At 59.6% G+C, this 20,662-nt stretch carries 18 protein-coding genes; 10 read left to right on the top strand and 8 right to left on the bottom strand.

Going from position 1 to position 20,662, the window contains the following annotated elements; all coding sequences use genetic code 11:
* Window positions 1-1,002 (top strand): NADP-dependent oxidoreductase, encoded by a 1,002-nt coding sequence (locus AO065_RS16880; RefSeq protein ID WP_004882357.1) that lies wholly within the window; start codon window positions 1-3, stop codon window positions 1,000-1,002.
* Between the two features lie 40 nt (window positions 1,003-1,042).
* Here the strand turns inward: AO065_RS16880 and AO065_RS16885 are convergent, their stop codons facing one another.
* Both AO065_RS16885 and AO065_RS16890 read right to left on the bottom strand, forming a co-directional pair.
* Window positions 1,043-2,317, bottom strand: coding sequence for a glucarate dehydratase family protein (locus AO065_RS16885; RefSeq protein WP_004882356.1), 1,275 nt, complete (start codon window positions 2,315-2,317; stop codon window positions 1,043-1,045).
* A 19-nt stretch (window positions 2,318-2,336) separates the two neighbouring features.
* Window positions 2,337-3,680, bottom strand: coding sequence for an MFS transporter (locus AO065_RS16890; RefSeq protein WP_235811622.1), 1,344 nt, complete (start codon window positions 3,678-3,680; stop codon window positions 2,337-2,339).
* A 139-nt stretch (window positions 3,681-3,819) separates the two neighbouring features.
* Between AO065_RS16890 and AO065_RS16895 the strand changes: the two genes are divergently transcribed.
* Together AO065_RS16895 and AO065_RS16900 are read left to right on the top strand one after the other, a co-directional pair.
* Window positions 3,820-4,722 carry a LysR family transcriptional regulator gene (locus tag AO065_RS16895; RefSeq protein WP_004882354.1) on the top strand — a complete coding sequence of 301 codons (903 nt, stop codon included), beginning with the start codon at window positions 3,820-3,822 and terminating at the stop codon, window positions 4,720-4,722.
* 150 nt (window positions 4,723-4,872) lie between these two features.
* Window positions 4,873-5,556, top strand: coding sequence for a hypothetical protein (locus AO065_RS16900; protein ID WP_004882353.1), 684 nt, complete (start codon window positions 4,873-4,875; stop codon window positions 5,554-5,556).
* A gap of 15 nt (window positions 5,557-5,571) precedes the next feature.
* On the opposite strand, the gene AO065_RS16905 is transcribed toward AO065_RS16900, so the two are convergent.
* Both AO065_RS16905 and AO065_RS16910 read right to left on the bottom strand, forming a co-directional pair.
* Window positions 5,572-7,335, bottom strand: a complete 1,764-nt coding sequence (locus tag AO065_RS16905) for a S8/S53 family peptidase (RefSeq protein WP_004882352.1) — start codon at window positions 7,333-7,335, stop codon at window positions 5,572-5,574.
* A gap of 123 nt (window positions 7,336-7,458) precedes the next feature.
* Window positions 7,459-8,463: a nucleoside hydrolase gene (locus tag AO065_RS16910; protein WP_032651019.1), complete on the bottom strand. Its 1,005-nt coding sequence runs from the start codon at window positions 8,461-8,463 to the stop codon at window positions 7,459-7,461.
* Window positions 8,464-8,809: 346 nt separating this feature from the next.
* Here AO065_RS16910 and AO065_RS16915 point away from each other — a divergent pair, with 346 nt between their 5' ends.
* Together AO065_RS16915 and AO065_RS16920 are read left to right on the top strand one after the other, a co-directional pair.
* Complete coding sequence (locus tag AO065_RS16915) at window positions 8,810-10,753, top strand: putative bifunctional diguanylate cyclase/phosphodiesterase (RefSeq protein WP_004882350.1); 1,944 nt, start codon at window positions 8,810-8,812, stop codon at window positions 10,751-10,753.
* An 87-nt stretch (window positions 10,754-10,840) separates the two neighbouring features.
* Window positions 10,841-11,551 carry a GntR family transcriptional regulator gene (locus AO065_RS16920; RefSeq protein WP_004882349.1) on the top strand — a complete coding sequence of 237 codons (711 nt, stop codon included), beginning with the start codon at window positions 10,841-10,843 and terminating at the stop codon, window positions 11,549-11,551.
* Here the strand turns inward: AO065_RS16920 and AO065_RS16925 are convergent, their stop codons facing one another.
* From AO065_RS16925 to AO065_RS16935, 3 genes are all read right to left on the bottom strand, one after another.
* Complete coding sequence (locus AO065_RS16925) at window positions 11,552-12,502, bottom strand: PDR/VanB family oxidoreductase (RefSeq protein ID WP_004882348.1); 951 nt, start codon at window positions 12,500-12,502, stop codon at window positions 11,552-11,554. It lies immediately after the preceding gene.
* 14 nt (window positions 12,503-12,516) lie between these two features.
* Window positions 12,517-13,581: an aromatic ring-hydroxylating oxygenase subunit alpha gene (locus AO065_RS16930; protein WP_004882347.1), complete on the bottom strand. Its 1,065-nt coding sequence runs from the start codon at window positions 13,579-13,581 to the stop codon at window positions 12,517-12,519.
* 522 nt (window positions 13,582-14,103) lie between these two features.
* Window positions 14,104-14,943 (bottom strand): LysR family transcriptional regulator, encoded by an 840-nt coding sequence (locus AO065_RS16935; protein ID WP_004882346.1) that lies wholly within the window; start codon window positions 14,941-14,943, stop codon window positions 14,104-14,106.
* Window positions 14,944-15,113: 170 nt separating this feature from the next.
* Between AO065_RS16935 and AO065_RS16940 the strand changes: the two genes are divergently transcribed.
* Both AO065_RS16940 and AO065_RS16945 read left to right on the top strand, forming a co-directional pair.
* Entirely contained in the window at window positions 15,114-15,875 is a 762-nt protein-coding gene (locus AO065_RS16940) for a gamma-glutamyl-gamma-aminobutyrate hydrolase family protein (RefSeq protein WP_004882345.1), read from the top strand.
* Window positions 15,876-15,978: 103 nt separating this feature from the next.
* A complete protein-coding gene (locus tag AO065_RS16945) occupies window positions 15,979-16,527 on the top strand; it encodes a cupin domain-containing protein (RefSeq protein WP_004882344.1) in 549 nt (182 codons plus the stop codon).
* Between the two features lie 20 nt (window positions 16,528-16,547).
* Here the strand turns inward: AO065_RS16945 and AO065_RS16950 are convergent, their stop codons facing one another.
* Window positions 16,548-18,698, bottom strand: a complete 2,151-nt coding sequence (locus AO065_RS16950; protein WP_004882343.1) for a TonB-dependent receptor family protein — start codon at window positions 18,696-18,698, stop codon at window positions 16,548-16,550.
* A 243-nt stretch (window positions 18,699-18,941) separates the two neighbouring features.
* On the opposite strand from AO065_RS16950, the gene AO065_RS16955 reads away from it, so the two are divergent.
* From AO065_RS16955 to AO065_RS16965, 3 genes are read left to right on the top strand one after another with little or no spacing between them, the layout of a single operon-like run.
* On the top strand, window positions 18,942-19,166 hold the full coding sequence (locus tag AO065_RS16955) for a metallothionein (protein ID WP_025996152.1): 225 nt from the start codon (window positions 18,942-18,944) through the stop codon (window positions 19,164-19,166).
* 39 nt (window positions 19,167-19,205) lie between these two features.
* Window positions 19,206-20,048 carry an OBAP family protein gene (locus AO065_RS16960; RefSeq protein WP_004882341.1) on the top strand — a complete coding sequence of 281 codons (843 nt, stop codon included), beginning with the start codon at window positions 19,206-19,208 and terminating at the stop codon, window positions 20,046-20,048.
* A gap of 45 nt (window positions 20,049-20,093) precedes the next feature.
* Window positions 20,094-20,660, top strand: coding sequence for a cupin domain-containing protein (locus AO065_RS16965; protein ID WP_004882340.1), 567 nt, complete (start codon window positions 20,094-20,096; stop codon window positions 20,658-20,660).
* The last annotated feature ends 2 nt before the right edge of the window (window positions 20,661-20,662 follow it).

Here is a 20,662-nt window from a genome sequence, read left to right on the forward strand (position 1 = left end):
ATGAAAGCATTCATCATCGACCGGTATGGAAAGAAGGAAGTCGGTCGGATTGGCGAGAGGCCTGATCCTGTCATCGGACCAAAAGACGTGTTGATCCAGGTTCATGCGGCCGGTGTGAACATGCTGGACGTCAAGATCCGCAACGGCGAATTCAAACCGATCCTGCCTTACAAACTGCCCTTGGTGCTGGGCAACGATGTGGCGGGCATCGTGGTGGCCGTCGGGCCGGACGTCAAAGGTTTCAAGCCTGGCGATGAGGTGTATGCGCGGCCCGAGGAGGAACGCATGGGCAGTTTTGCGGAGTTGATCTGCCTGCGCGAAGATTCCATCGCGCTCAAACCTGCGCACCTCACCATGGTGCAGGCGGCATCCGTTCCATTGGTGGCGCTGACCGCCTGGCAAGTGCTGGTGAAAACCGCAAGGGTGCAGGCAGGCCAGCGGGTATTGATACACGCAGGTTCCGGCGGCGTCGGCACCATTGCCATCCAGCTCGCGAAACACCTGGGCGCCTTCGTTGCGACCACGACCAGCACTGCCAATGTCGAGTGGGTCAAGGCGTTGGGCGCTGACGTGGTGATCGACTACAAGACTCAGAACTTCGAAAGCTTGCTGCAGGGCTATGACGTGGTGCTGAACAGTTTGGGAACCGACGAACTGGAAAAATCGCTCAGAGTGCTCAAGCCGGGCGGTCATCTGATTTCTATTTCCGGTCCGCCCACACCGCAATTTGCTGAAGAGCAGAAACTGAACGGGGTGTTGAAGCAGGTGATGCGCCTGTTGAGTTATGGCATCCGCAGAAAGGCCCGCAAACACGGTGTTGCCTACAGCTTCGTGTTCATGCGCGCGAGCGGCGCCCAGCTCAAGGAAATTACCCGATTGATCGAGGCGGGGATCATCAAGCCGATTCTGGACCGTACCTTTGCGTTCCAGCAGACCGCCGAGGCGCTGGCGTATGTCGAGCAGGGAAGGGCCAAGGGCAAGGTCGTGGTGCAGCTAAGGTGATCAGGCCCCGGAGGACGGGGCCTTCAGATTTGCCTGTCTCTCAATAGCGCGGCTTCACAGCCTTCCATTCCGGTTTGTATTTCCGCATCTGCTTCACGTCGTCGCGCTGGCGGATGCCGCAGCTCAGGTACTGGTCGTTGAGCTTGCCGAGCTGGTCATAATCCAGTTCCAGCCCTAAGCCTGGTTCGCGAGTGAGTTTTACGCAACCGTCGACGATGGGCAGCTTGCCGCCCTTGATGACTTCCTCGTCCGACTCCTGCCATGGGTAATGCGTATCGCAGGCGTAGTCGAGGTTAGGCACGGACGCAGCGACATGGGTCATGGCCATGAGGCTGATGCCCAGATGCGAGTTGGAGTGCATCGATACACCCAGCCCGAACGTGTCGCACATTTTCGCCAGTGCCTGTGTGTCGCGCAGTCCGCCCCAGTAGTGATGGTCGGCCAGCACGATCTGCACGCTGTTCAACGCAACGCTGCGGCGGAATTCGTCGAAGTCGGTGACCACCATGTTGGTCGCCAGCGGCAGGCCGGTGCGTTTGTGCAACTCGGACATGCCGTCCAGGCCCGGCGTCGGATCTTCGTAGTACTGCAGGTCGTCGCCCAGCAGTTCGGCCATGCGGATCGAGGTTTCCAGCGACCAGTTGCCGTTGGGGTCGATGCGCAACGGATAGCCGGGGAAGGCTTTCTTCAGGGCCTTGATGCAGGACACTTCGTGCGCCGGGTCCAGCGCGCCCGCCTTGAGCTTGATGCTCTTGAAACCGTAAGCCTCGATCATGCGCCGCGCCTGAGCGACGATCTGTTCTTCGCTCAGCGCTTCGCCCCAGCTGTCCGGTGCGTAAGGCGAATCGGCGTGCTGCGCGTACTTGAAGAACAGGTACGCACTGAACGGCACCTGGTCACGAACCGCGCCACCGAGCAGATCCACCAGCGGTACATTGATCGAACGCGCCTGCAGGTCAAGAAACGCCACTTCGAACGCTGAATAGGCGTTGCTCACGGCTTTGCTGGCGTGGGAGCCGGGCGCCAGTTCAGCACCCGCCAGACTGGCCGGTTTGTGGGCCGCCACAGTTGCCTGAACGATGCTGCGCAACTGGCTGAGGTTGAACGGGTCGAGGCCGATCAACTGATTCTGCACCTGCTGCTGAATCGCCAGTGCCGGGGCATCGCCATAGCTTTCACCCAGACCGATGTAACCATTGTCGCTTTCGATTTCGATGATCGAGCGCAGGGCAAAGGGTTCGTGTATGCCGCTGGCATTGAGCAGAGGTGGATCGCGAAAGGCGATGGGAGTGACGGTGACACGAATGATTTTCAAAGGACTGTCTCCCGGTTGATCAGGGTTTGATGCTGGAGTGGGTGCCGAGCGGGGCGGTCGCCTGCGAGGTCGCCGCCTCAGCCCTGGACGGGCGGCGCGCATCACCTCGCGGGGTGGTGCGGGCGAAGAAGATCACGATGGCCGCCAGCAGCGAGGTGGCCGCAAGCCCGTACAGACCGCCTTGAATGGAACCGGTGGTCTGCTCCAGAAAACCGAACGCGGTAGGGGCAACGAAGCCGCCCAGGTTGCCGATGGAGTTGATCAGTGCAATGACTGCGGCGGCGATGCGGGCATCCAGATAACCCTGTGGAATCGGCCAGAACAGCGCCGACGCAGCCTTGAAGCCAATCGCGGCAAAGCAGATGGCGACGAAGGCAAAGACCGGCCCGCCGGTGGTGGACATGAACATGCCGAATGCAGCGATCACCAGCGTCACGGCGACCCACGCCTGCTGATGCTTGAAGCGCGCAGCCAGAGCAGCGAAACCGTACATGGCGACAATCGAGATGAGCCACGGCACCGAGTTGAACAGCCCGACCTCGAAGTCGCTCAGGCTGCCCATTTTGCGAATCATGCTCGGCAGCCAGAACGTGGCGCCGTAGATAGTCAGGGCAACCGAGAAGTAGATGAAGCAGAACAGGATGATCTGCCGATCCGCCAGCAGCTTGAACACTGAAGGGCGGACGGTTTGCGTGGCTTCCCGAGCGCGCTGCTCCTCGGCGATGGCGTTGACCAGCGTGGTCTTTTCTTCCTCGGTCAGCCATTTGGCTTCATGAGGGTGCGACTGCAGCCAGAACCAGACGAACCCGCACAGCACAATCGAGGCGAAACCTTCGATCAGAAACATCCACTGCCAGCCATGCAGACTCAGGCCGCTGATGCCCAGCAACGCGCCGGACAGCGGCCCGGAAATTACCGAGGCGATGGCCGAACCGCTCAGAAACAACGCCATGGCCTTGCCACGGTCACTGGCAGGCAGCCATTGGGTGAAGTAATAGATGATCCCGGGAAAGAAACCAGCCTCGGCGGCACCAAGCACGAAACGCAGCACGTAGAAGCTGGTTTCGCCCTGAACGAAGGCCATGGCCATGGCGGCCGCACCCCAGGTGAACATGATGCGGGTCAGCCAGGCGCGAGCGCCGTAGCGTTGCAGCAGCATGTTGGAAGGCACTTCAAACAGCGCATAGCCGACAAAGAACAGACCGGCGCCCAGCCCGTAGGCCGCTGCGCCGATGCCCAGATCGGTTTCCAGATGGCTGCGCACAAAGCCGATGTTGACGCGGTCGATGTAATTGACGATGAACATCACCACGAACAGCGGCAGCACGTGGCGCTTCACCTTGCTGGCCGCACGAGCAAGCACCGTGGGGTCCGAAGCATGAGGGACGGTATTCAAGAGGCAACTCCCATTCATTGTTTTTTTGGGGATGAGCCGATCATGGACGCTGGGATTATTCCCGTCTAATCTAGATATTGATTTGATTGATACCTGGAATGAATCAATGTTCGAGCTGGCCCAACTGCGCTGTTTCACCACCGTCGCCACGGAATTGAATTTTCGAAGAGCGGCCGAGCGACTGAACATGACTCAGCCGCCGCTGAGCCGACAGATCCAGTTGCTGGAGCACAATCTGGGCGTGGAGTTGTTCACGCGCAGCACCCGCAGCGTGGCCCTGACTGCCGCAGGGCGGGCATTTTTCATTGAGGCGCAGACACTGCTGGAGCGCGCCCAGCAGGCGGCCATTTCGGCACGACGCTTTGCTGAAGGTGATATCGGCTCGGTGACGATCAGCTTCGTGGGCAGCGCGGTGTACGAATTCCTGCCCAAGGTGATCGCCGAGGCGCGTCTCAACCAGCCTCAGGTCAAGATATCCCTCACCGAGATGAACACCTACCAGCAGCACGAAGCGCTCAGGGCGCGGCGCATTGATCTGGGCATTGTGCGGGCTCCGTTGTTTCAGCCGGGCTACGAGACCGAGTGTCTGGTGCGCGAGCCATTCGTACTCGCGGTGCCGGGCAACCACCCTCTGGCTCGGGCTTCGACGGTCGCGGTTGAAGATTTGGACGGTGCCCCATTCCTCATGTACTCACACTCGGCCTATCCGCCCTTCAACGAGCTGCTGACCGGCATGTTCCGTTCGGCCCGTGTTGCTCCGGATTATGTGCAGTGGCTCGGCTCGTCGCTGACGATTCTGGCGCTGGTGAACGCCGGTATGGGCCTGGCGCTGGTGCCGCGCTGCGCGACCAATGTGGTGTTCAAAGACGTGGTGTTTCGCGAGATCGACCTGGGCGAGGGCGTGCAGAGCGAACTGCATCTGGTCTGGCGGACCGACAATGACAATCCGGCGTGCATGATGCTGCTTGAGGCCATTCGGGCAGCGGTGAAAGTCGATATGAATATTTGAAGTATTTATGCAGAAGACGCCCGCAGTTCATGGCCGTCTACTATCATTCGTTCAATCGATAGTCACCATCAAGAAAGGCAAGTTCTGTTTTTTCGGCAAAGGAGGAGGATGGCGTCATAGCCACTTGCTCCGTACAGAAGGAAACGAACGATGAACATTTTCAACCTGCTGACTTTTGTCGCTGTCTTGATCAGTGCGCCTCTGGCCACGTCGTCCGTTTCCGCTGCCACTGCTCTCGATAACGCCCAGGCTTGCCACTTCCAGCCGGTAGCGGACAGCCCTGCCAGCCTTCAGCATTCGCAGTCGGTCGGCGTGCTGTACAGCGAAAACACCGTCAGTAATCTCGAGTACCTGAACAACTATCATGCCGTTGCCCAGCGCTCTGCGCGAAACCCTGCGCTGGATTCGCGCATTCGTGACGCGTTCATCAACAGTTCCGATCCTAAGCTGGCCATCGACTGGCTCACCGGTTCGCTGAAGAAAGAGTTCGCCTCGGTGACCGTCTACGACAACCTGGACGCAGTGATGCAGGCGCGGCCTGACGTGGTGGTGATGCTCGACACTTACAACCAGTTGGTGAGCAAGCGCAACAATCAGGTGGAAGCGCGTTATCTGGCGCGCTTCTACGACGCCAACCTGCAGTACATCGGCAAGGCAGAAGGCGCAACCGGCCAGGCAATGCCTTCAGTCTGGGTCAAGGGCAAGGCCGCTCCTGAAATCGCCGCGCAGATCGACCAGCAGCGCGAACTGCAGGTCACTGCCCTGAAACAGTTCGATGCCTCGCTCAAGGCGCTGGTCCTGCAGGCTGAGCGGGATCAGGTGGCTGCAAACTGATCACCGCCCGGTCACTCATCTCACGCGATCAAGGCTCTGCACCGAAAGGTCCAGAGCCTTTTGCATATCGAGCCGCGCCGAGCGACCCACGTCCTTGTCATGCAGCTTGAATTCCCGCTCCGACGGCAGGATGGGTGCAGTCAGGTCGTCGGCGCCCACCGGTTCGAAGTCATAGTTGCTGCCGATGGTCATGGCACTGCGACGCAGCAGCATGCGGATCTGTTCGGGCGTGAGCCTGGGGTTGATCGACAGCATGGCAGCCACCATGCCCGTGACCATGGGCGTGGCGTAGGACGTGCCGCAGTGCACCGCACCCTGTTCGCCAGCCTTGGCCGTTGACGCACGGGTGCAGGCGGACGCCATGATGTCGACGCGCATATCGACGTTGGAGGATTCGCGCTTCTCGACATAGGCCGGGTCATCCACGGCCACGTCATCGCGCTCGGAGCGCTGATGGCCGCCGACCACCAGCAACTGATCGGTAATAAATGAGGAGGGCAGGCGGTATTCGTCGGTGCTCGAGAACGACGAGCCGTTGCCTGCCGAGTTCACCACCAGCACATCCGGGTGTTTCTCGCGCAACCAGAGAAAGAACTCCTCCAGCAGTTCTTCATAGCCGGACATGGCGAGTCCTGAGCGAATCAGCGAATCGACATCATCGCCCTGGATATTCTTCGCTCCGATCCGATGGATGCCCCAGCTCCAGTTCAACACCCTGACGCCGTCTTCGACCAGATTGACCGAGGCCGCCACGTTGGCGGTGATGCCTGCGTCGGAGTTGCGCTCCACTATGACGTCGAAGCCCTGACTCGCGCCGTCCAGCGATTTAAGAAAGCCGGTGTTGCCACCCTCGGCGGTATTGGCCGCCAGAATGCCGGTCACCGTAGTCCCATGCCCCTCAGGCTTGCGGGCGTCACGGGCAAACACGCAAGTGCGTGGTGCGCCGCTGTGGCAGTCGCCTCGGTAATCGGCAAAGTCCGGCGTGTCGAAATCCACGTTGCGCTCGATGATGCCGACGCGAATCGGTACAGGCTTGATGGGCGATGCCTTGCCCGGAATCCGGCGCTGGTAGTAATTCACGGCGTCCATGAAGCGGTTGGCGGTCCATTGTTCGCGCGTCGGTTTTTCCTGCTTGCCGTCCGAAGGCGGTGCTTCACCTTCTGCGGCCTCGGCCTGGGACTCTTCTATGACGACGGCGTCGACACTGACCTCGCTGCCCATGCGCAGCACCATGGCGTCGCGCTCCACGAGATTCTTTGTCGGCAGGCGTAGTTGCCAGGTGTTGAGCGGTGCAATCGAGCCGACAACAGTTGCGCCAAATTTCTGCGCAATTCTCTGCGCTTCTTCATGACCGTCGAACCGTTCTTCGATGATCAGGCTGATCAGGTTTACATAGGTGGTCAGCCCATCCATGTTTTTTGCGACTTCATCCGGCGTAGCGGCCAGGACGTGACTGCCTGCCATGCTCAGCCAGACCGCATTGCTGTTGTTGCCGGCCTGTTGCAGCCACAGCGGGCCGCTCTGCCAGTCGGCGTATTTCAACTGCACCCGCAGACGGTCGCCGTCGCGCTGGATGGCTGCGTCTGGAAGGGTTTTGCCGCTCAGCTTGATTTCTATCGGGGCTGAGCCCATGCCTTCGGCGCTGAGGCAGAACGTCTGCTGTTGGCGGTCGAGCAGGTCGTCACAGCGTTGCAGGCGCTCGATGCGCAGTGTGTCGTTGGCAGACGCGAGTGATGAGCAGGTCAGGGTGGCAGCGACAAGCAGGGTACGGCTGAACATGCGGATGTCCTGGGCAGGGCGTGAAGTAGCCTTCTGACTGCCGGGCGTCGCACATGGTTCAGGGCTGCCAGGAGCCATCTGTGTTGCCGTGCCCGCGCGAAATGCCTGGGCACGGCAACGCTGTCAGTTCAGCGGGCAGTTGATCACTTGCGCAAAATTGTTGGCGAAAGCGGTTTGCGACACGCCCGTCACGAACGAGACGGGCCTTGAGCCGTCTTTCTTGACGACAACCTGTCCGCAGTGGTTGTCGTGTTCGGAACTGATGGTGTTGACCGCCAAGTACTCGGCATTGGTTTTGGTGGCGCTAATACCACCCGCCATCAGTAGCGTCGCCAACGGGTCGAAAATAGGCACTGGCAGATTGCCTTCGGCGTGAGTGCCGGACTTGACCTCAAGCACCTTGCGCACCAGGGTCGCCACAGGATCGGTCGCGGTGATCCGCGTCGAGTAGGTCGGGTCGAGTATTACCTGATTGCACGCGTCCAGCGGCACCAGCGTCAGGGGCAGCGTCGAGCCGAATACGCTGTTGGCCGCCACGGCATCCACAAATACATTCCACTCTGCATAATAGTTGCTGCTATAAGCAGGACCCTGATCCCAGGCAGGCTGTGCGTTGTTCAAACCGGCGACGTTACCGTCGACATAAACGGCACCCGCCATTGCATAAATGCTGTCGAGATTGGCAAAGTCGCTCGGGTGTGTGCTCAAAGACAACATCTTTGCAATGTTGGTAAAACCGCCCAGCGAAAGAAGGGTGATGGGGACAGTGCTGTTCTTGATTGTTTCAAACAGAAACGTCCAGGCGGGCGTATCCGAGAGCGCAGGAAGTTGTGCAGGGTTCAATGTCCCCAAAAGCCCCATGACATCGTTCATGTCATTCTTGAAGTCCTGGGGAAAGCGGTAGTCATGCTCCAGTGGTGTGTCCGTGCCACGGGCAACGACGGTATCAAGCCGGTTGCCGATCCCCAGCAAATGCCGCGCGATGATAACGCCCCAGCCCAGATCCGTTTCGCCACAGCCGGTGACCGTAATGCCGACGATGTCGATATCCGGGCGCTTCATCAGATACGCAATGGACAGCACATCGTCCCAGCCCATATCCGTGTCGATAATAACTTTCCTGTTCATTTTACTTCTCCGTGTATTCGTAAAAGGGCCGGGCGTGGCACCCAGTGACTGAAAACAAGCGCGCTCGCTAAAAAGGGGTGTGGTGAGTTCTTTTCTACGTTTTGGTTCAATTCGCGGGAATTTTAAATCGCCCTGATATATACAACAGCTTCCGGTCTGCGTCGAGTCGGCGCAGACCGGTAAAGTTGGAAACTATTCAACTGGAAATCCGCTTGAAAGTCGTATTTTGTGTTAAAGAAAGAGTTCGCTTGGCCGAGAGCATGACAAGCGAGCCGCACGTTGCCCGGCCCGCATGAAATACAGCAAGCCACGTGCGCTTTGACTGTGGTAACAGAGAAGCCTTGCGATGCTGAAAAACCTGTTGGGTACCCTGCGTACCCTGATGTCAGTGCCCACCGATCACCCCCGGCTGCTCCAGGCCCAATACATAGCGTTGTCCCGTCAACTGCCGTTGATGTACTTCGTGTTGCTGGTCAACACCTGGGCGCTCGCGTTCACGCATCGTTCCGCGCCGATGTGGCTGACCCTGCTGGTACCGGGATTGCTGACAGTGGTGTGTGGCATTCGCGCCCGTATGTGGTTGCGTACGGTCAATCGGGTGCCATCCGAGGCGATGATCCTCGCCACCCTGCGCAGCACCAATGGCCTGGCCGGTATCATTGCCGCTGCGTTTGCAGGCTGGTCGCTGGCGCTTTATCCATACGGCGGCGCCTATGCACAGGCCCATGTGGCCTTTTTCATGGGCATCACGGTGATTGTATGCATCTTCTGCATGATGCACCTGCAGCCTGCCGCGCTGACGACGGCGGTGATCGTGAACGCGGCCTTCGTGGTGTTCTTCGCCTCGACCCATAACACGATCTTCATCGCCACGGCGGTGAACATCGTGCTGGTATCGATCGGCATGCTGATCATTCTTCGTTATCAATACCGTGACTTCACCCGCCTGGTAAATGTGCAGGTGCAGACCGAGCAACTGAGCAATGAAAACCTGCTGTTGGCCAATCAGGACAGCCTGACCGGACTGCCCAACCGGCGTCAGTTTTTCCAGACCCTGGATCTGGCCATGACCGAAGCGCTGGAGAAGGGCGCGGGGCTTGCGGTCGGCATACTGGATCTGGATGGTTTCAAGCCGGTCAATGACCTGTACGGTCATCGTACAGGCGACCAGTTGCTGGTCATGGTCGCCGATCGCCTGAGGCAGGTGGCGAGTGAGACAGTGCATGTGTCGCGGCTGGGTGGCGACGAGTTCGCCCTGGTCATCAAAGGCGACATCAGCCGAGAAGCTTTGCTGGCCTTGGGCAAACGCCTGTGCGATCAGATGCATGAGCAGTTCGAACTGTTGGAAATGCCGATCCAGATCGGCGCCACGTTTGGCATTGCGACCTATCCTGCGACGGCCGACAACGCCACCCAGTTGTTCGAATACGCGGACTACGCGCTCTATCAGGGAAAGCATCACAATCCTGGTTCGACCTGCCTGTTTTCTGCCAGTCATCGTCAACAGCTGCACGCCGATGGTGTCACTGAGCAGGCGCTGCGCCGGGCCAGCCTGGAGACCGAGTTCTACGTGCTGTTCCAGCCCATCATGAACAGCCGGAGCCGGGAAACAGTCGCGTTCGAAGCGCTTGCCCGCTGGAACAGTCCAGAACTGGGCGCGGTGTCGCCTGCGCGCTTCATTCCCATCGCCGAACGCATCGGCATGATCAACAAACTGACTGCGCCATTGCTGACACATGCCCTGCAGAAGGCACTGTCATGGCCTGCGCCCATCAGGTTGTCGTTCAACCTGTCGGCGCATGATTTTGCCACGTGCGAGAGCGTCAATCTGATCGTGGAGATCATCGAAAACAGCGGTTTTGACCCATCGCGACTGGATCTTGAAATCACCGAGACGGCCGTGATGAAAGACATCGCTCAAGTGCAACAGGCGGTCAACCAGTTCCGGCAACTGGGATGCGGGATTTCGCTGGACGACTTCGGTACGGGGTATTCGAGCCTGAGCCAGTTGCACGCACTGGCGCTGACCAAACTCAAGATCGACCGAAGCTTCGTGACCGGCGTTCACGACAATCCGGCAAGCTACAAGATCGTCAAGTCGCTGGTGGCCTTGAGCATGGACATGTCGCTCGGTTGCGTGATCGAGGGCGTAGAGACGCAGGAAGAACTCAGCGCTCTGGAAACCCTGGGCTGTACGCTGGTTCAGGGCTACTTCTACAGCCCGCCGATCAGCTTTGAAGAAACGCTGAAATGGCTCGACACGCCGAATGATGAACGCGGTTTCGGGTGACTGTGCCTTAAGCGGCGCGAGGAGCCTGATGAGCGCTCAGCGTGGGGCCTGTTATGATGCACGCCTCCATTCCCCGGAACCCCGCCCATGAGCAAACCCGGCCAGACCGTTCTTGTATCGCTGCGCAAGATGATCGCATCAGGCGAGCTGGCAGCTGGAGAACGCTTGATGGAAGTGCCCACCGCCGAGCGATTCGGCGTGTCGCGCATGCCGGTGCGCATGGCCTTTCGCACGCTGGAGCAGGAAGGGCTGCTGGTGCCTTTCGGCGGTCGCGGTTTTCAGGTGCGTTCAATCAGCCCGCATGAAATCGCCGGAGCGGTTGAAGTTCGCGGCGTGCTTGAAGGTCTGGCCGCGCGGCAGATGGCTGAAATCGGCGTCAGTCAGCAGGCCCGGGACGAACTGGAAACCTGCCTGGTGCAAGGCGATGCGCTGTTCGCCAAGGGCTTTGTCACCGAGGATGACCTTGAGGTCTATCACGACCTGAACATGCGTCTGCATCGGGTGATCGTCGAAGGCAGTGGCAATCCGGCGATTGCCGATGCGCTGGCGCGTAATGATCACTTGCCGTTCGCCTCGGTCACCGCGCTTGCCGTGGATCGCAATGACCTGGTGCGTGAGTTCCGGCGCTTCAACTTCGCGCACATGCAGCACCACGCTGTGGTGGATGCGTTGATCAATGGCCAGAGCGCGCGTGCCGAAGCGATCATGCGTGAGCACGCCAACGCGACCTTGCGTTATGCCGAGATATTCGGTGCTGGCGTTCATGAGCGCATGAAGGTGATCCAGCGCTCCGAATAGTCAGATGTCGAGTACCAGCAAGGGTGTTTTCGAGCGAGAGCAGCACGGGGTGAACTGGTCGTTGAGCGCCTGTTCGGCCTCGGTCAGAAACAGGTCCCGATGATCGGGAATGCCTTTGAGCACTCGAGTCAGACAGGTGCCGCACACACCCTGTTCGCAGGACAATGGAATGTCGATGCCATTGCTTTCCAGCACCTGAGCGACGGTCTTGTTGGCCGGCACGCTGAGCACTTGGCCGGTGCTGACGATTTCCACCGAGAAGCTGCCGTCGTTGCTGGTGTCCACGGGCGCTGCGCTGAAGTATTCGCGATGCAGCTGATGCTCCGGCCAGCCCTGGGCGTGAGCCGTGTCGAGAATATGCTGCATGAATCCGCTGGGGCCGCAGACGTACACCTGCGCATCGGCATCGGGGTCGGCCAGCACTGTCAGCGCGTCCAGCCGGGTTTCCGGGCGATCATCGAAGTGCAGGCTGATCTGATCGGCGAATGCGGACTGTTTCAGGCGTTCCACGAATGCTGCGCGGTCTACCGAGCGGGCGCAGTAGTGCAATTCAAAGGGTTGGTCGTTTTGCGCCAGATGCTCGGCCATGCACAGGATTGGCGTGATCCCAATACCACCCCCAAACAGCAGGGTACGGCTCGCGCGCTCGGCGAGCGGAAACAGGTTTCGCGGTTCGCTGATGGTCAGGTGAGTGCCCGGATGAATCTGTTGGTGCAGGGCGCGCGAGCCGCCCCGTGAAGCCGGATCGTTGAGCACGCCGATCAGGTAGCGATGGCGCTCTGTGGGCGGGTTGCATAAAGAGTACTGGCGAATCAGGCCGTCTGGCAGGTGCACGTCGATGTGCGAACCGGCAGTGAAGGGCGGCAGCAGTCCGCCGTCGGTTCGCACCAGTTCATAGCTGCAGATGTCCAGCGCTTCGTCCGTGCGCGATAACACAGTCACGTCGATCATGTCGCACCTCGGGTTCAATTCAGGTTGGCCGCAGAAATCTGGTCGCCGCTGGCGGCCTGTTCGCTGGCGATCAGTCGCTCGATAATCTTGCGGGACTGCACGCCACCCGCGTCGATGTTGAGCTTGAGCAGCTTGCGGTGCGGATGCTGGAGCAGGTTCTGTTGCTGGCGTTCGAGCATTTCCAGGTCCTCGGTGAAGATCTTGCCCTGGCCTTCGCGAATGCTCGCCGTCAGGGCTTCGTCCTGCGGATTGAAGTTGCGCGCCATGCCCCAGAAGTACCAGATTGACGTGTCGGTTTCCGGGGTGATGAAGTCGACGACGATGCTTGATGCCTTGAATTCTCGAGGGGCGTTGTAGCCACCTTTTCCGGCATGGGCGACACCCACTTCGATATGGACGTGGCTGGGCGGTGTGAAACGGCAGATCTGCCAGCGGTCCACCGGCACGTCGTCGGCCAGGTTGTTGCCACGCAGCGCCATCTGCCAGAACGGCGGCGGCATGATGTTTTCCATGTGCCGGGCAGTGACCACTTCTTCGCCTTCGACGGTGGTCACCGGCGGCGCCTCGTCGATTTCCTTCTGGCCGATGCTGGAGGCATGGACGTAGGTTTCGTGAGTGAGGTCCATCAGGTTGTCGATCATCAGGCGGTAATCGCACTGAATGTGAAACAGCCCTCCGCCATACGCCCATTGATCACTCACAGCCCACTCCAGATGAGGAATCAGGGCGGCATCGGCCCTGTCCCGCTCCCCCGGCCAGACCCAGATGAATCCGTAACGCTCGATGGCGGCAAAGGTCTTGTTGCAGGGAAAGCCTCTGACGCGCTGACCAGGCATGGCAACCGTCTGGCCATCGCCACCCATCACCAGGCCGTGGTACCCGCAGACCAGTTGCCCGTTCTCGACAAAACCCAAAGAGAGCGGGGCACCGCGATGCGGACAGAAGTCCTCAAGGGCGACGATCTGCTGATCCTGATCGCGGTAGAACACCATCTTCTCATTGCAGATTTGCCTGCCGAGCGGCTTGTCAGTGACTTCATCCGCTGCACAGGCCACGTACCACGTATTTTTCGGATGCATGAGGATTCTCCACGGTTCGGTTTTGTTGTTATGGATCCATCAGGTTCGGCCAGAGGTGTGGCTTGAGCTATTAATGCCACAAGGAGAGGGAAAATAAAATGATTAAATTGTTTAACTATTATTTAGTGGATCCATTAGGGTTTTTGCGCGCAACGCGGAAAAGATTCGTCGATAGCGTCATGTGATCTGGCGCAGGCACAAAGTTTGTGTGATCAGACCCAATGGGACGCGGAGCGTCCCGGGAGGCATGCCCACGCGGAGCGATGGGCACGATCAGTGTTTGACAGACTTGTCTATAACGATGAGCGCGGAGCGTGGGCACGATCATCACGAGCAGACTTATGGTGATCGTTCACCCAGGCGCTTTACGTCAGCTCTCGAATGCAACGCGGTGCGTGGGTGTGATCAGTGCGCTTGAGATCCCTGATCGTTCCCATGCTCCAGCGTGGTAACGCCTCTCAGGACGCTCCGCGTCCGCTCTCGAATGCGACGCAGAGCGTGGATAAGATCATTGGATCTGAATCAGGGCTGCAAGGCATCGCGCAGCAGGGGCGCGAGTTCGTCCAGCAGGGTCTGGACGGAACGCAAGGCCCGGCAGTCGGGGCGGGTCAGGAGCCAGAGGTCGGTGCTGCAGCCTTCCAGTGGCGCGCTCAGTTTCTCGACGCCTGAAAGCCGGCGTGCGGTGAAGTCTGTCAGGGCCGCGACGCCGAGTCCGGCCGCGACCAGTTGCGACACGGCGGACATGCTGCTGCAGCGGTAACGCGGCACGACGTCCGGAAATGCCTGGTTGCGCCAGATCACTGAGGTGTGGTCCGGCATAGAGTCATCAGGGCTTATCCACGGCACAGACGATGGCGCTGTTGCCAGTGCATCACGAAAGCCGGGCACTCCGCAGATCACATATTCGGCCGTACCGATGCGTCGACCCACCAAGTGTTCCGGTGGGGTATTGGTCAGGCGCAACGCGATATCAGCGTCCCGACGGCTGAGGTTGGCGAAGGAATTGGAGGTTGCCAGTTCCAGTGTGAGCGCCGGATAGTTGGGCATGAAGCGGGCGAGGGCGGGCAGCAGCAGGTTGTGCAGCACAGCGTCGGTGCAGGTCAGGCGCACGGTGCCGCTCACCACGTTCTCGCCTTGCTGCAAGGCGATACGCGCTGCGTTCAACGCAAGCTCCGCGCGTTCTGCCTGCTCGGCCATGGCACTGGCGGTATCGGTGGGGATGTAACCGCGTCGGTTCTTTTCGAACAGGGCGATGCCCAGCGCAGCCTCAAGGCGTTTGATTGAACGGAATGCCGTGGAAATATCGACGTTCAACAGCTCTGCAGCACGGGCGAGGGTGCGGCCTCTGACCAGCGCAAGCACCAGAGAAAGATCCGAATGGCTGACTTCATATTACATCGCTGCACAGTTTCCTTGCCTGATTGCCCATGTAGATTGCGTAGCTGACTATCCTAGACTGGTTTCAATTGCACTGGATAGCGGCTTATTCATCTCAAACCCAGTGCGCAACCTTTCAAATCAGGACCTGAATCATGTCTCGACTCCGCTTGATCGGCGTCACCGCTTGTCGTCAGCAACTGGGCAAATACTCTTCGCACACAGCCGGCGACAAATATGTCGAAGCGGCGGGTTTTGCAGGTATCCCAGTGATCCTGCCAGCACTCAACGTACCGACCGAGCCAGCGCAGATACTCGAGCACCTGGACGGCCTGCTGTTCACCGGATCACCTTCCAATGTGGAGCCTCATCATTACAACGGCACGCCAAGTATCGAAGGCACCGCGCATGATGTGTTCCGTGATCGCAACACGCTGCCGCTGCTCAGGGCCGCCATAGCCCAGGGCGTTCCAGTGCTGTGCATCTGCCGTGGGTTTCAGGAACTGAACGTCGCGTTGGGCGGCAGCCTGCACCAGCGGGTTCAGGATTTACCCGGCTATCTGGATCATCGCGAGCCGCAGAGCGACGTGGTGGCCGAGCAATACGTGCCGCAACATGATGTCTCGGTGCAGCCGGGTGGCATCCTTGAGTCTCTGGGGCTGGCACCCGGCTTTGCAGTGAACAGCCTGCACAGTCAGGGTATTGATCGCCTTGCGTCCGACTTGCGCGCTGAAGCGCTTGCGCCCGACGGGTTGGTGGAAGCCGTTTCGCTGCCCGGCGCACCGGGTTTTGTGCTGGGCGTACAGTGGCATCCCGAATGGGCGCTGATGGAGAATCCGGTGTCACTGAAAATGTTCGAAGCGTTTCGCGATGCATGTCAGGTTTATGCCCGCGCACGGTCAGCGATCAACTACTGAGCCTTGCCGACAAACATGATTTAATATCCGGCCTCATGGCTCCAGGCGCACCGCCGCGTCGGAGCCGAGTTTCTTCACCGGATATTTTTCGCATAAGGCCATTATGGATACGGGAGCACGACTCAAGCTGGTGCGTGAAAGCTACAAGCTGTCGCAACGCGAACTCGCCAGACGCAGCGGTGTGACCAATGCCACGATTTCCCTGATCGAACAGAACCGCGTGAGCCCCTCCATCAGTTCGCTCAAGAAGCTGCTGGAAGGCATTCCGATGTCGCTGGCCGATTTCTTTACGTTCGACCAGCCGCCGGGGCAGGATCAATACGTGTTTCGAGGCGGCGATCAACCCGATCTGGGCCGCAACGGCGTGCGCCTGTTGCTGGTAGGCGCGACACTGCCGACCCGTCAGATGCGCTTTCTGCGCGAGCAGTACGCGCCGGGTGCCGATTCGGGTGAAGAGTCTATCGTGCACAGCGAAGGCGAGGAGTGCGGTATGGTCACCCGTGGCACGGTCGAGCTGACCATCAATGGCCAGATCAATATTCTTGGTCCCGGCGATGGCTACTACTTTCCGACAACCTTGCCGCATCGTTTCCGCAACATTGGCCAGGATGAGGCCGAAATCATCAGCGCCAACACCCCCGCCAACTTTTGATCATCCCCGCTGACTGCGTCTTAACGCAGACTCCAGGACACGCCCGCATAGACGCCCATACCGTCGCCGGGCGTCGAGCGCGCCACGTCACGCCCGCCATCGTCGTAGCCCGGCGTCACGGTATTGGCATAGCGTCGATTGGTCAGATTGCGCAGGTCCAGCCAGGTTTGCCAGTCGTCCTTGGGCGAGGCGTAGCCGAAGGTCGCGCCCAGCAAGGTGTACTGATCGGCGTAGAAGGAATTCGCGTAATCGACGGCGATCCTCGAGGCATGTTCGGTGTTCAATCCTGCGTAAAACCCGGTCGGATGGCTGTAACGCAATTCAGCCTGGTAATAATGCCGTGGAATGCCGGGAAGGGCGTTGTCGCCAAACCGGTCATCGTCCCGATAGTGAAAGTCGCTGAATGTGTATGCCTGACGCAGATCCAGCTTGCCAGCGGCACCGCCTTGCCACAGCGGGCTGTCGAGGCTCAGCTCGACGCCGGTGTGAACCGTCGGGCTGGCGTTGGATTCGGCAATCACCTGCGAAGAGGTCGCGCTGGCGGCCTGGGTTTCGACGCTCAATAGCTCGTGCCTGACCTGCGAGTAATACCACCCCGCTTGCCAGTCACCCATCCATCCCCGGCCGCGCCCTCCGAGTTCCAGAGTAGTCGCGGTCTGGTTTTCAAGTTTCACGCCAACGCGTTGCAGACCTGTCGCCGGGCCGCTTCCAGCAGGGAAGAACTGGTTCGAGCCCCAGATCATCGACCACGCGTGAGGCGGCTCGACCGAGCGGCTCAGGTTGCCGTAGACCTGCAATTGCGGGGTGAAGTCGTAGCGCAGGCCAAGGCGAGAAGCGTAGTCCCAGTCATGGGTACTGACCGCTTGCTGGGTAGCGGGGTAGGTGACCCCGGTTTCGCGGCGGGTGTAAATCGCAGCAACGCCTGTGGTCAGCCACAGGTCGGGGACCAATTCCAGATCATTGCTCAGTTGCAGAACGCTGTCCGAGCCCAGATAGCTGTAGTCACGGGTTCTGGTGCCTGGCGTGTAGCTCGCGGTGTTGCCAGCAGGGATGCGCACGAATTCTGAAGCGCCGTTGTTCGGCAAGCCCTTGGTGGTGCGCAGGCCCAGGGTCGTGTTGCTCTGGTGACCGAACACGGTGTCCTGTCGAATGTAATTCAGCGTACCGCTGATGTCGGTGTAAGCGACCTTCAGGCGATTGGTGCCTTCGCGCAGGTCCATTGGATAATCGTGATAGACCAGACCGGTCTCGATTCTGGAACTGTCATCCAGGTAGAGCGTGGTCTTGTTGCCCAGCCAGGTGCTGCCCGGCTGCAGGCGCTTGGAATCACGCGCTGCGTTGAGCGTATTGGCGACACGCGGATCGTGACGAATCTGATCGCGCGTCAGGCGACCCGGCGAGTCGTTGTCGGTCTCCCGGTAACGAAAGAAGAAGCGGGTTTCCAGATCAGGGCTGAAACGGTAGCCGACGTTTGCGGCGATGCCCTTGCTGCCGCCAGCGCTGTGATCCTGAAAACCGTCGTAGTTGGAATCGGTCAGGGCGACGTAGTAATCCAGATCGCCGAGCACATCACCGGAACTGATTTGCCGTTTGGTGTAACCGTGACTTCCGGCTTCATAGCGCACTTGCAGGCGTGGCGCATCGTAGCCGGTATGGGTGACGTAGTTGACTGCGCCGCCGAGTGCCAGCGATCCCAGTTCAAAACCGTTCGCGCCACGACGTACGTCGACATGGCTCAGCCACAAAGGCTCCTTGAGCTCATACGGTGTGCCGCCGGGGCCGGTGAGTGGCAACCCGTCGAGCATTTCAAACAGCCCCGAGGCGTGCGCGCCGGGTGCCCGATTCAGCCCTGAACCACGGATAGAAATCTTCGCACCTTCGTTGTTGGAGGCTTTTGCGTAGATGCCGGCCTGATAGCGGAACACGTCTTCGTTGGTGGCCACGCGCCCCTGATCAACTCGATTCAGGTCCACAACGTTGGTGCCGCCGGGCACGCTGCGCAAGGCGTCACGAGCTGCTTCTGCTGGGCTTTGCACGGCGTTGCCATCCACTTCGATGCTGGACAGGTTCACGGTCTGTTCCGCGCTAACCTGAGTGGCGCAGGCAAGCGCCGTGGTCACGGCAAGCAGTTTCAGCACCGCAGCGAGCGGGAAGGGTGGAGTCTGTTGCACGTAAAAAGGCCTGTTGGCTGGGGCCGCTACGCACTGCAGAAGGTGACGGCCATCGCAGAGCCGGTGGCCATGCGTGTTCTGGGGACAGAGGGTTCGATGCCGGATATCCCTGGCGCGTCACGTCTCAGGACGCATCAGCCACCGCTGGTCGGTGTCCGGGCAGATTCCGACAACTATCCAGGCTGGCCTGTTTCGAAAATGACAGGCGCTGAATCAGGCGCTTCTTTGAATCAGGAGAGCTTTATGACTGATAACACCTGTGCTTGTCCGCAATGTGAATGTGCAATCAACGCAGACACTGCAGTGGAACGCGACGGTCAGCAATTCTGCTGCGAGGCCTGCGCTAACCACCATGTGAATCACGAGAAATGCCAGTCACCGGGCTGTCATTGCGAAGAGGCGGCGGAAGACAAACTGGATGAGGCAATCGAGGAAACCTTCCCTGCCAGTGACCCGATTTCGCCCTGATACCGCTTTGTGCCAACACCATTTTCAAGGGACAGAATCGTGACTTTCTCAACTACCTACTGCCGCCTGCGTCATCTGAAGCACTCGCAGGTGAGCAAACGCATTGCGCTGTTGGCGACGCTGACAGCGCTCTCGGCCTGCAACGGGACGGATACACGCCCGCCGGTGTCGTCTCCAGGGGCTGACAAGCAGGCCTCGACTGCGGTGCTTGAGACCGGCGCCGCCATGCTTCAATCACACCCGCCGCTCGATGCGTTGAATACGTATCTGGATGGCTTTCATTTCTACAACGGCACGATCGAATCGCAGATGGAAGCGCACCATTACTGCTCGATTCTCAACGAAGAGGTCATTCAGTGCGTGATCTACGACGGCAATGTCAAGGATGCGCACTTGATGGGCGTCGAGTACATCATCAGCGCCAGGTTGTTCGAAGGCCTGCCAACTGAAGAAAAAGCCTATTGGCACAGTCATTCCCATGAAGTGACGTCGGGCCAGCTGGTTGCTCCCGGTATTCCAGAGCCTGCCGAACACGCGCTCATGGAAAAGCTGGTCAATACCTACGGCAAGACCTGGCATACGTGGCACACCGACAAGGACAAATCATTGCCCTTGGGTGTGCCTCAGTTGATGATGGGCTTTACCCGGGACGGACAGGCCGACCCGCAGATGGTCAAGGCGCGTGACGAACGCATGGGGCTGGACAGCGTCGCCGAACGCGAGGCGCGCAAGGACATCAAGCCTCAGCCCGTGTTGCCGGGTGCAAACGCCTGGATGGATGGCAAGGTCATCCAGTTGCCCGATCCGAGCGGTACGGCGTCCCATCACCCAGCCCCGAGGGCACAGGATAAAGGCACCAACAGCCGGTCTCCTGCACCTTGAGTGTGGGATACCCGCACAAGTGCGGTTCGACAAAGGAGTGATTGCATGAACAGCTTGAATGAGGCGTTTGCGCACCAGGAGCTTTCACTGCTGGTGCCGCATGTCCTGTTCTTCGAAGACGACGGCACCACGCCCAACAGCCGGTTTCCGGTGCTCGTTTATGAACTGGCGATTAACCCGGACATGGATATGGCGGCGGCTTTCGAGCGCTTGTTCGAAAGCAACGAATGGTCGCCACTCTGGCGGGACGGGGTATTCGACTACCACCATTACCACTCCACGGCCCATGAGGTGCTGGGCGTTGCCAGCGGGCACGCCACACTGCGGCTGGGTGGTGAACATGGCAGCGATCACAGGGTCAAGGCCGGCGATGTGCTGGTTCTTCCAGCCGGAACCGGTCATTGTCGCCTTGAACAGAGTGAAGACTTTCTGGTGGTCGGTGCCTATCCGCAAGGCCAGGAAGACTATGACATTCAGCGCGTCGATCCTGCGGTGCATGATCAGGCGGTGGCTCGCATCGCCAAGGTGCCGACGCCGCTTACCGATCCGGTCACAGGGCAGGGCGGAACGCTGATCGATACGTGGATCGATGACGAGCACGACGGGGGCTGACC

Origin of the sequence: Pseudomonas viridiflava, assembly GCF_001642795.1 — a bacterium.
In the GTDB taxonomy this organism is placed as follows: Bacteria; Pseudomonadota; Gammaproteobacteria; order Pseudomonadales; family Pseudomonadaceae; genus Aquipseudomonas; species Aquipseudomonas viridiflava.

Excerpts from the sequence above, each read along its gene's own strand:
- AO065_RS16880 (WP_004882357.1), top strand. The coding sequence starts at position 1 with ATGAAAGCATTCATCATCGACCGGTATGGAAAGAAGGAAGTCGGTCGG.
- AO065_RS16895 (WP_004882354.1), top strand. The coding sequence starts at position 3,820 with ATGTTCGAGCTGGCCCAACTGCGCTGTTTCACCACCGTCGCCACGGAA.
- AO065_RS16900 (WP_004882353.1), top strand. The coding sequence starts at position 4,873 with ATGAACATTTTCAACCTGCTGACTTTTGTCGCTGTCTTGATCAGTGCG.
- AO065_RS16905 (WP_004882352.1), bottom strand. The coding sequence starts at position 7,335 with ATGTTCAGCCGTACCCTGCTTGTCGCTGCCACCCTGACCTGCTCATCA.
- AO065_RS16910 (WP_032651019.1), bottom strand. The coding sequence starts at position 8,463 with ATGAACAGGAAAGTTATTATCGACACGGATATGGGCTGGGACGATGTG.
- AO065_RS16915 (WP_004882350.1), top strand. The coding sequence starts at position 8,810 with ATGCTGAAAAACCTGTTGGGTACCCTGCGTACCCTGATGTCAGTGCCC.
- AO065_RS16920 (WP_004882349.1), top strand. The coding sequence starts at position 10,841 with ATGAGCAAACCCGGCCAGACCGTTCTTGTATCGCTGCGCAAGATGATC.
- AO065_RS16925 (WP_004882348.1), bottom strand. The coding sequence starts at position 12,502 with ATGATCGACGTGACTGTGTTATCGCGCACGGACGAAGCGCTGGACATC.
- AO065_RS16930 (WP_004882347.1), bottom strand. The coding sequence starts at position 13,581 with ATGCATCCGAAAAATACGTGGTACGTGGCCTGTGCAGCGGATGAAGTC.
- AO065_RS16940 (WP_004882345.1), top strand. The coding sequence starts at position 15,114 with ATGTCTCGACTCCGCTTGATCGGCGTCACCGCTTGTCGTCAGCAACTG.
- AO065_RS16945 (WP_004882344.1), top strand. The coding sequence starts at position 15,979 with ATGGATACGGGAGCACGACTCAAGCTGGTGCGTGAAAGCTACAAGCTG.
- AO065_RS16955 (WP_025996152.1), top strand. The coding sequence starts at position 18,942 with ATGACTGATAACACCTGTGCTTGTCCGCAATGTGAATGTGCAATCAAC.
- AO065_RS16965 (WP_004882340.1), top strand. The coding sequence starts at position 20,094 with ATGAACAGCTTGAATGAGGCGTTTGCGCACCAGGAGCTTTCACTGCTG.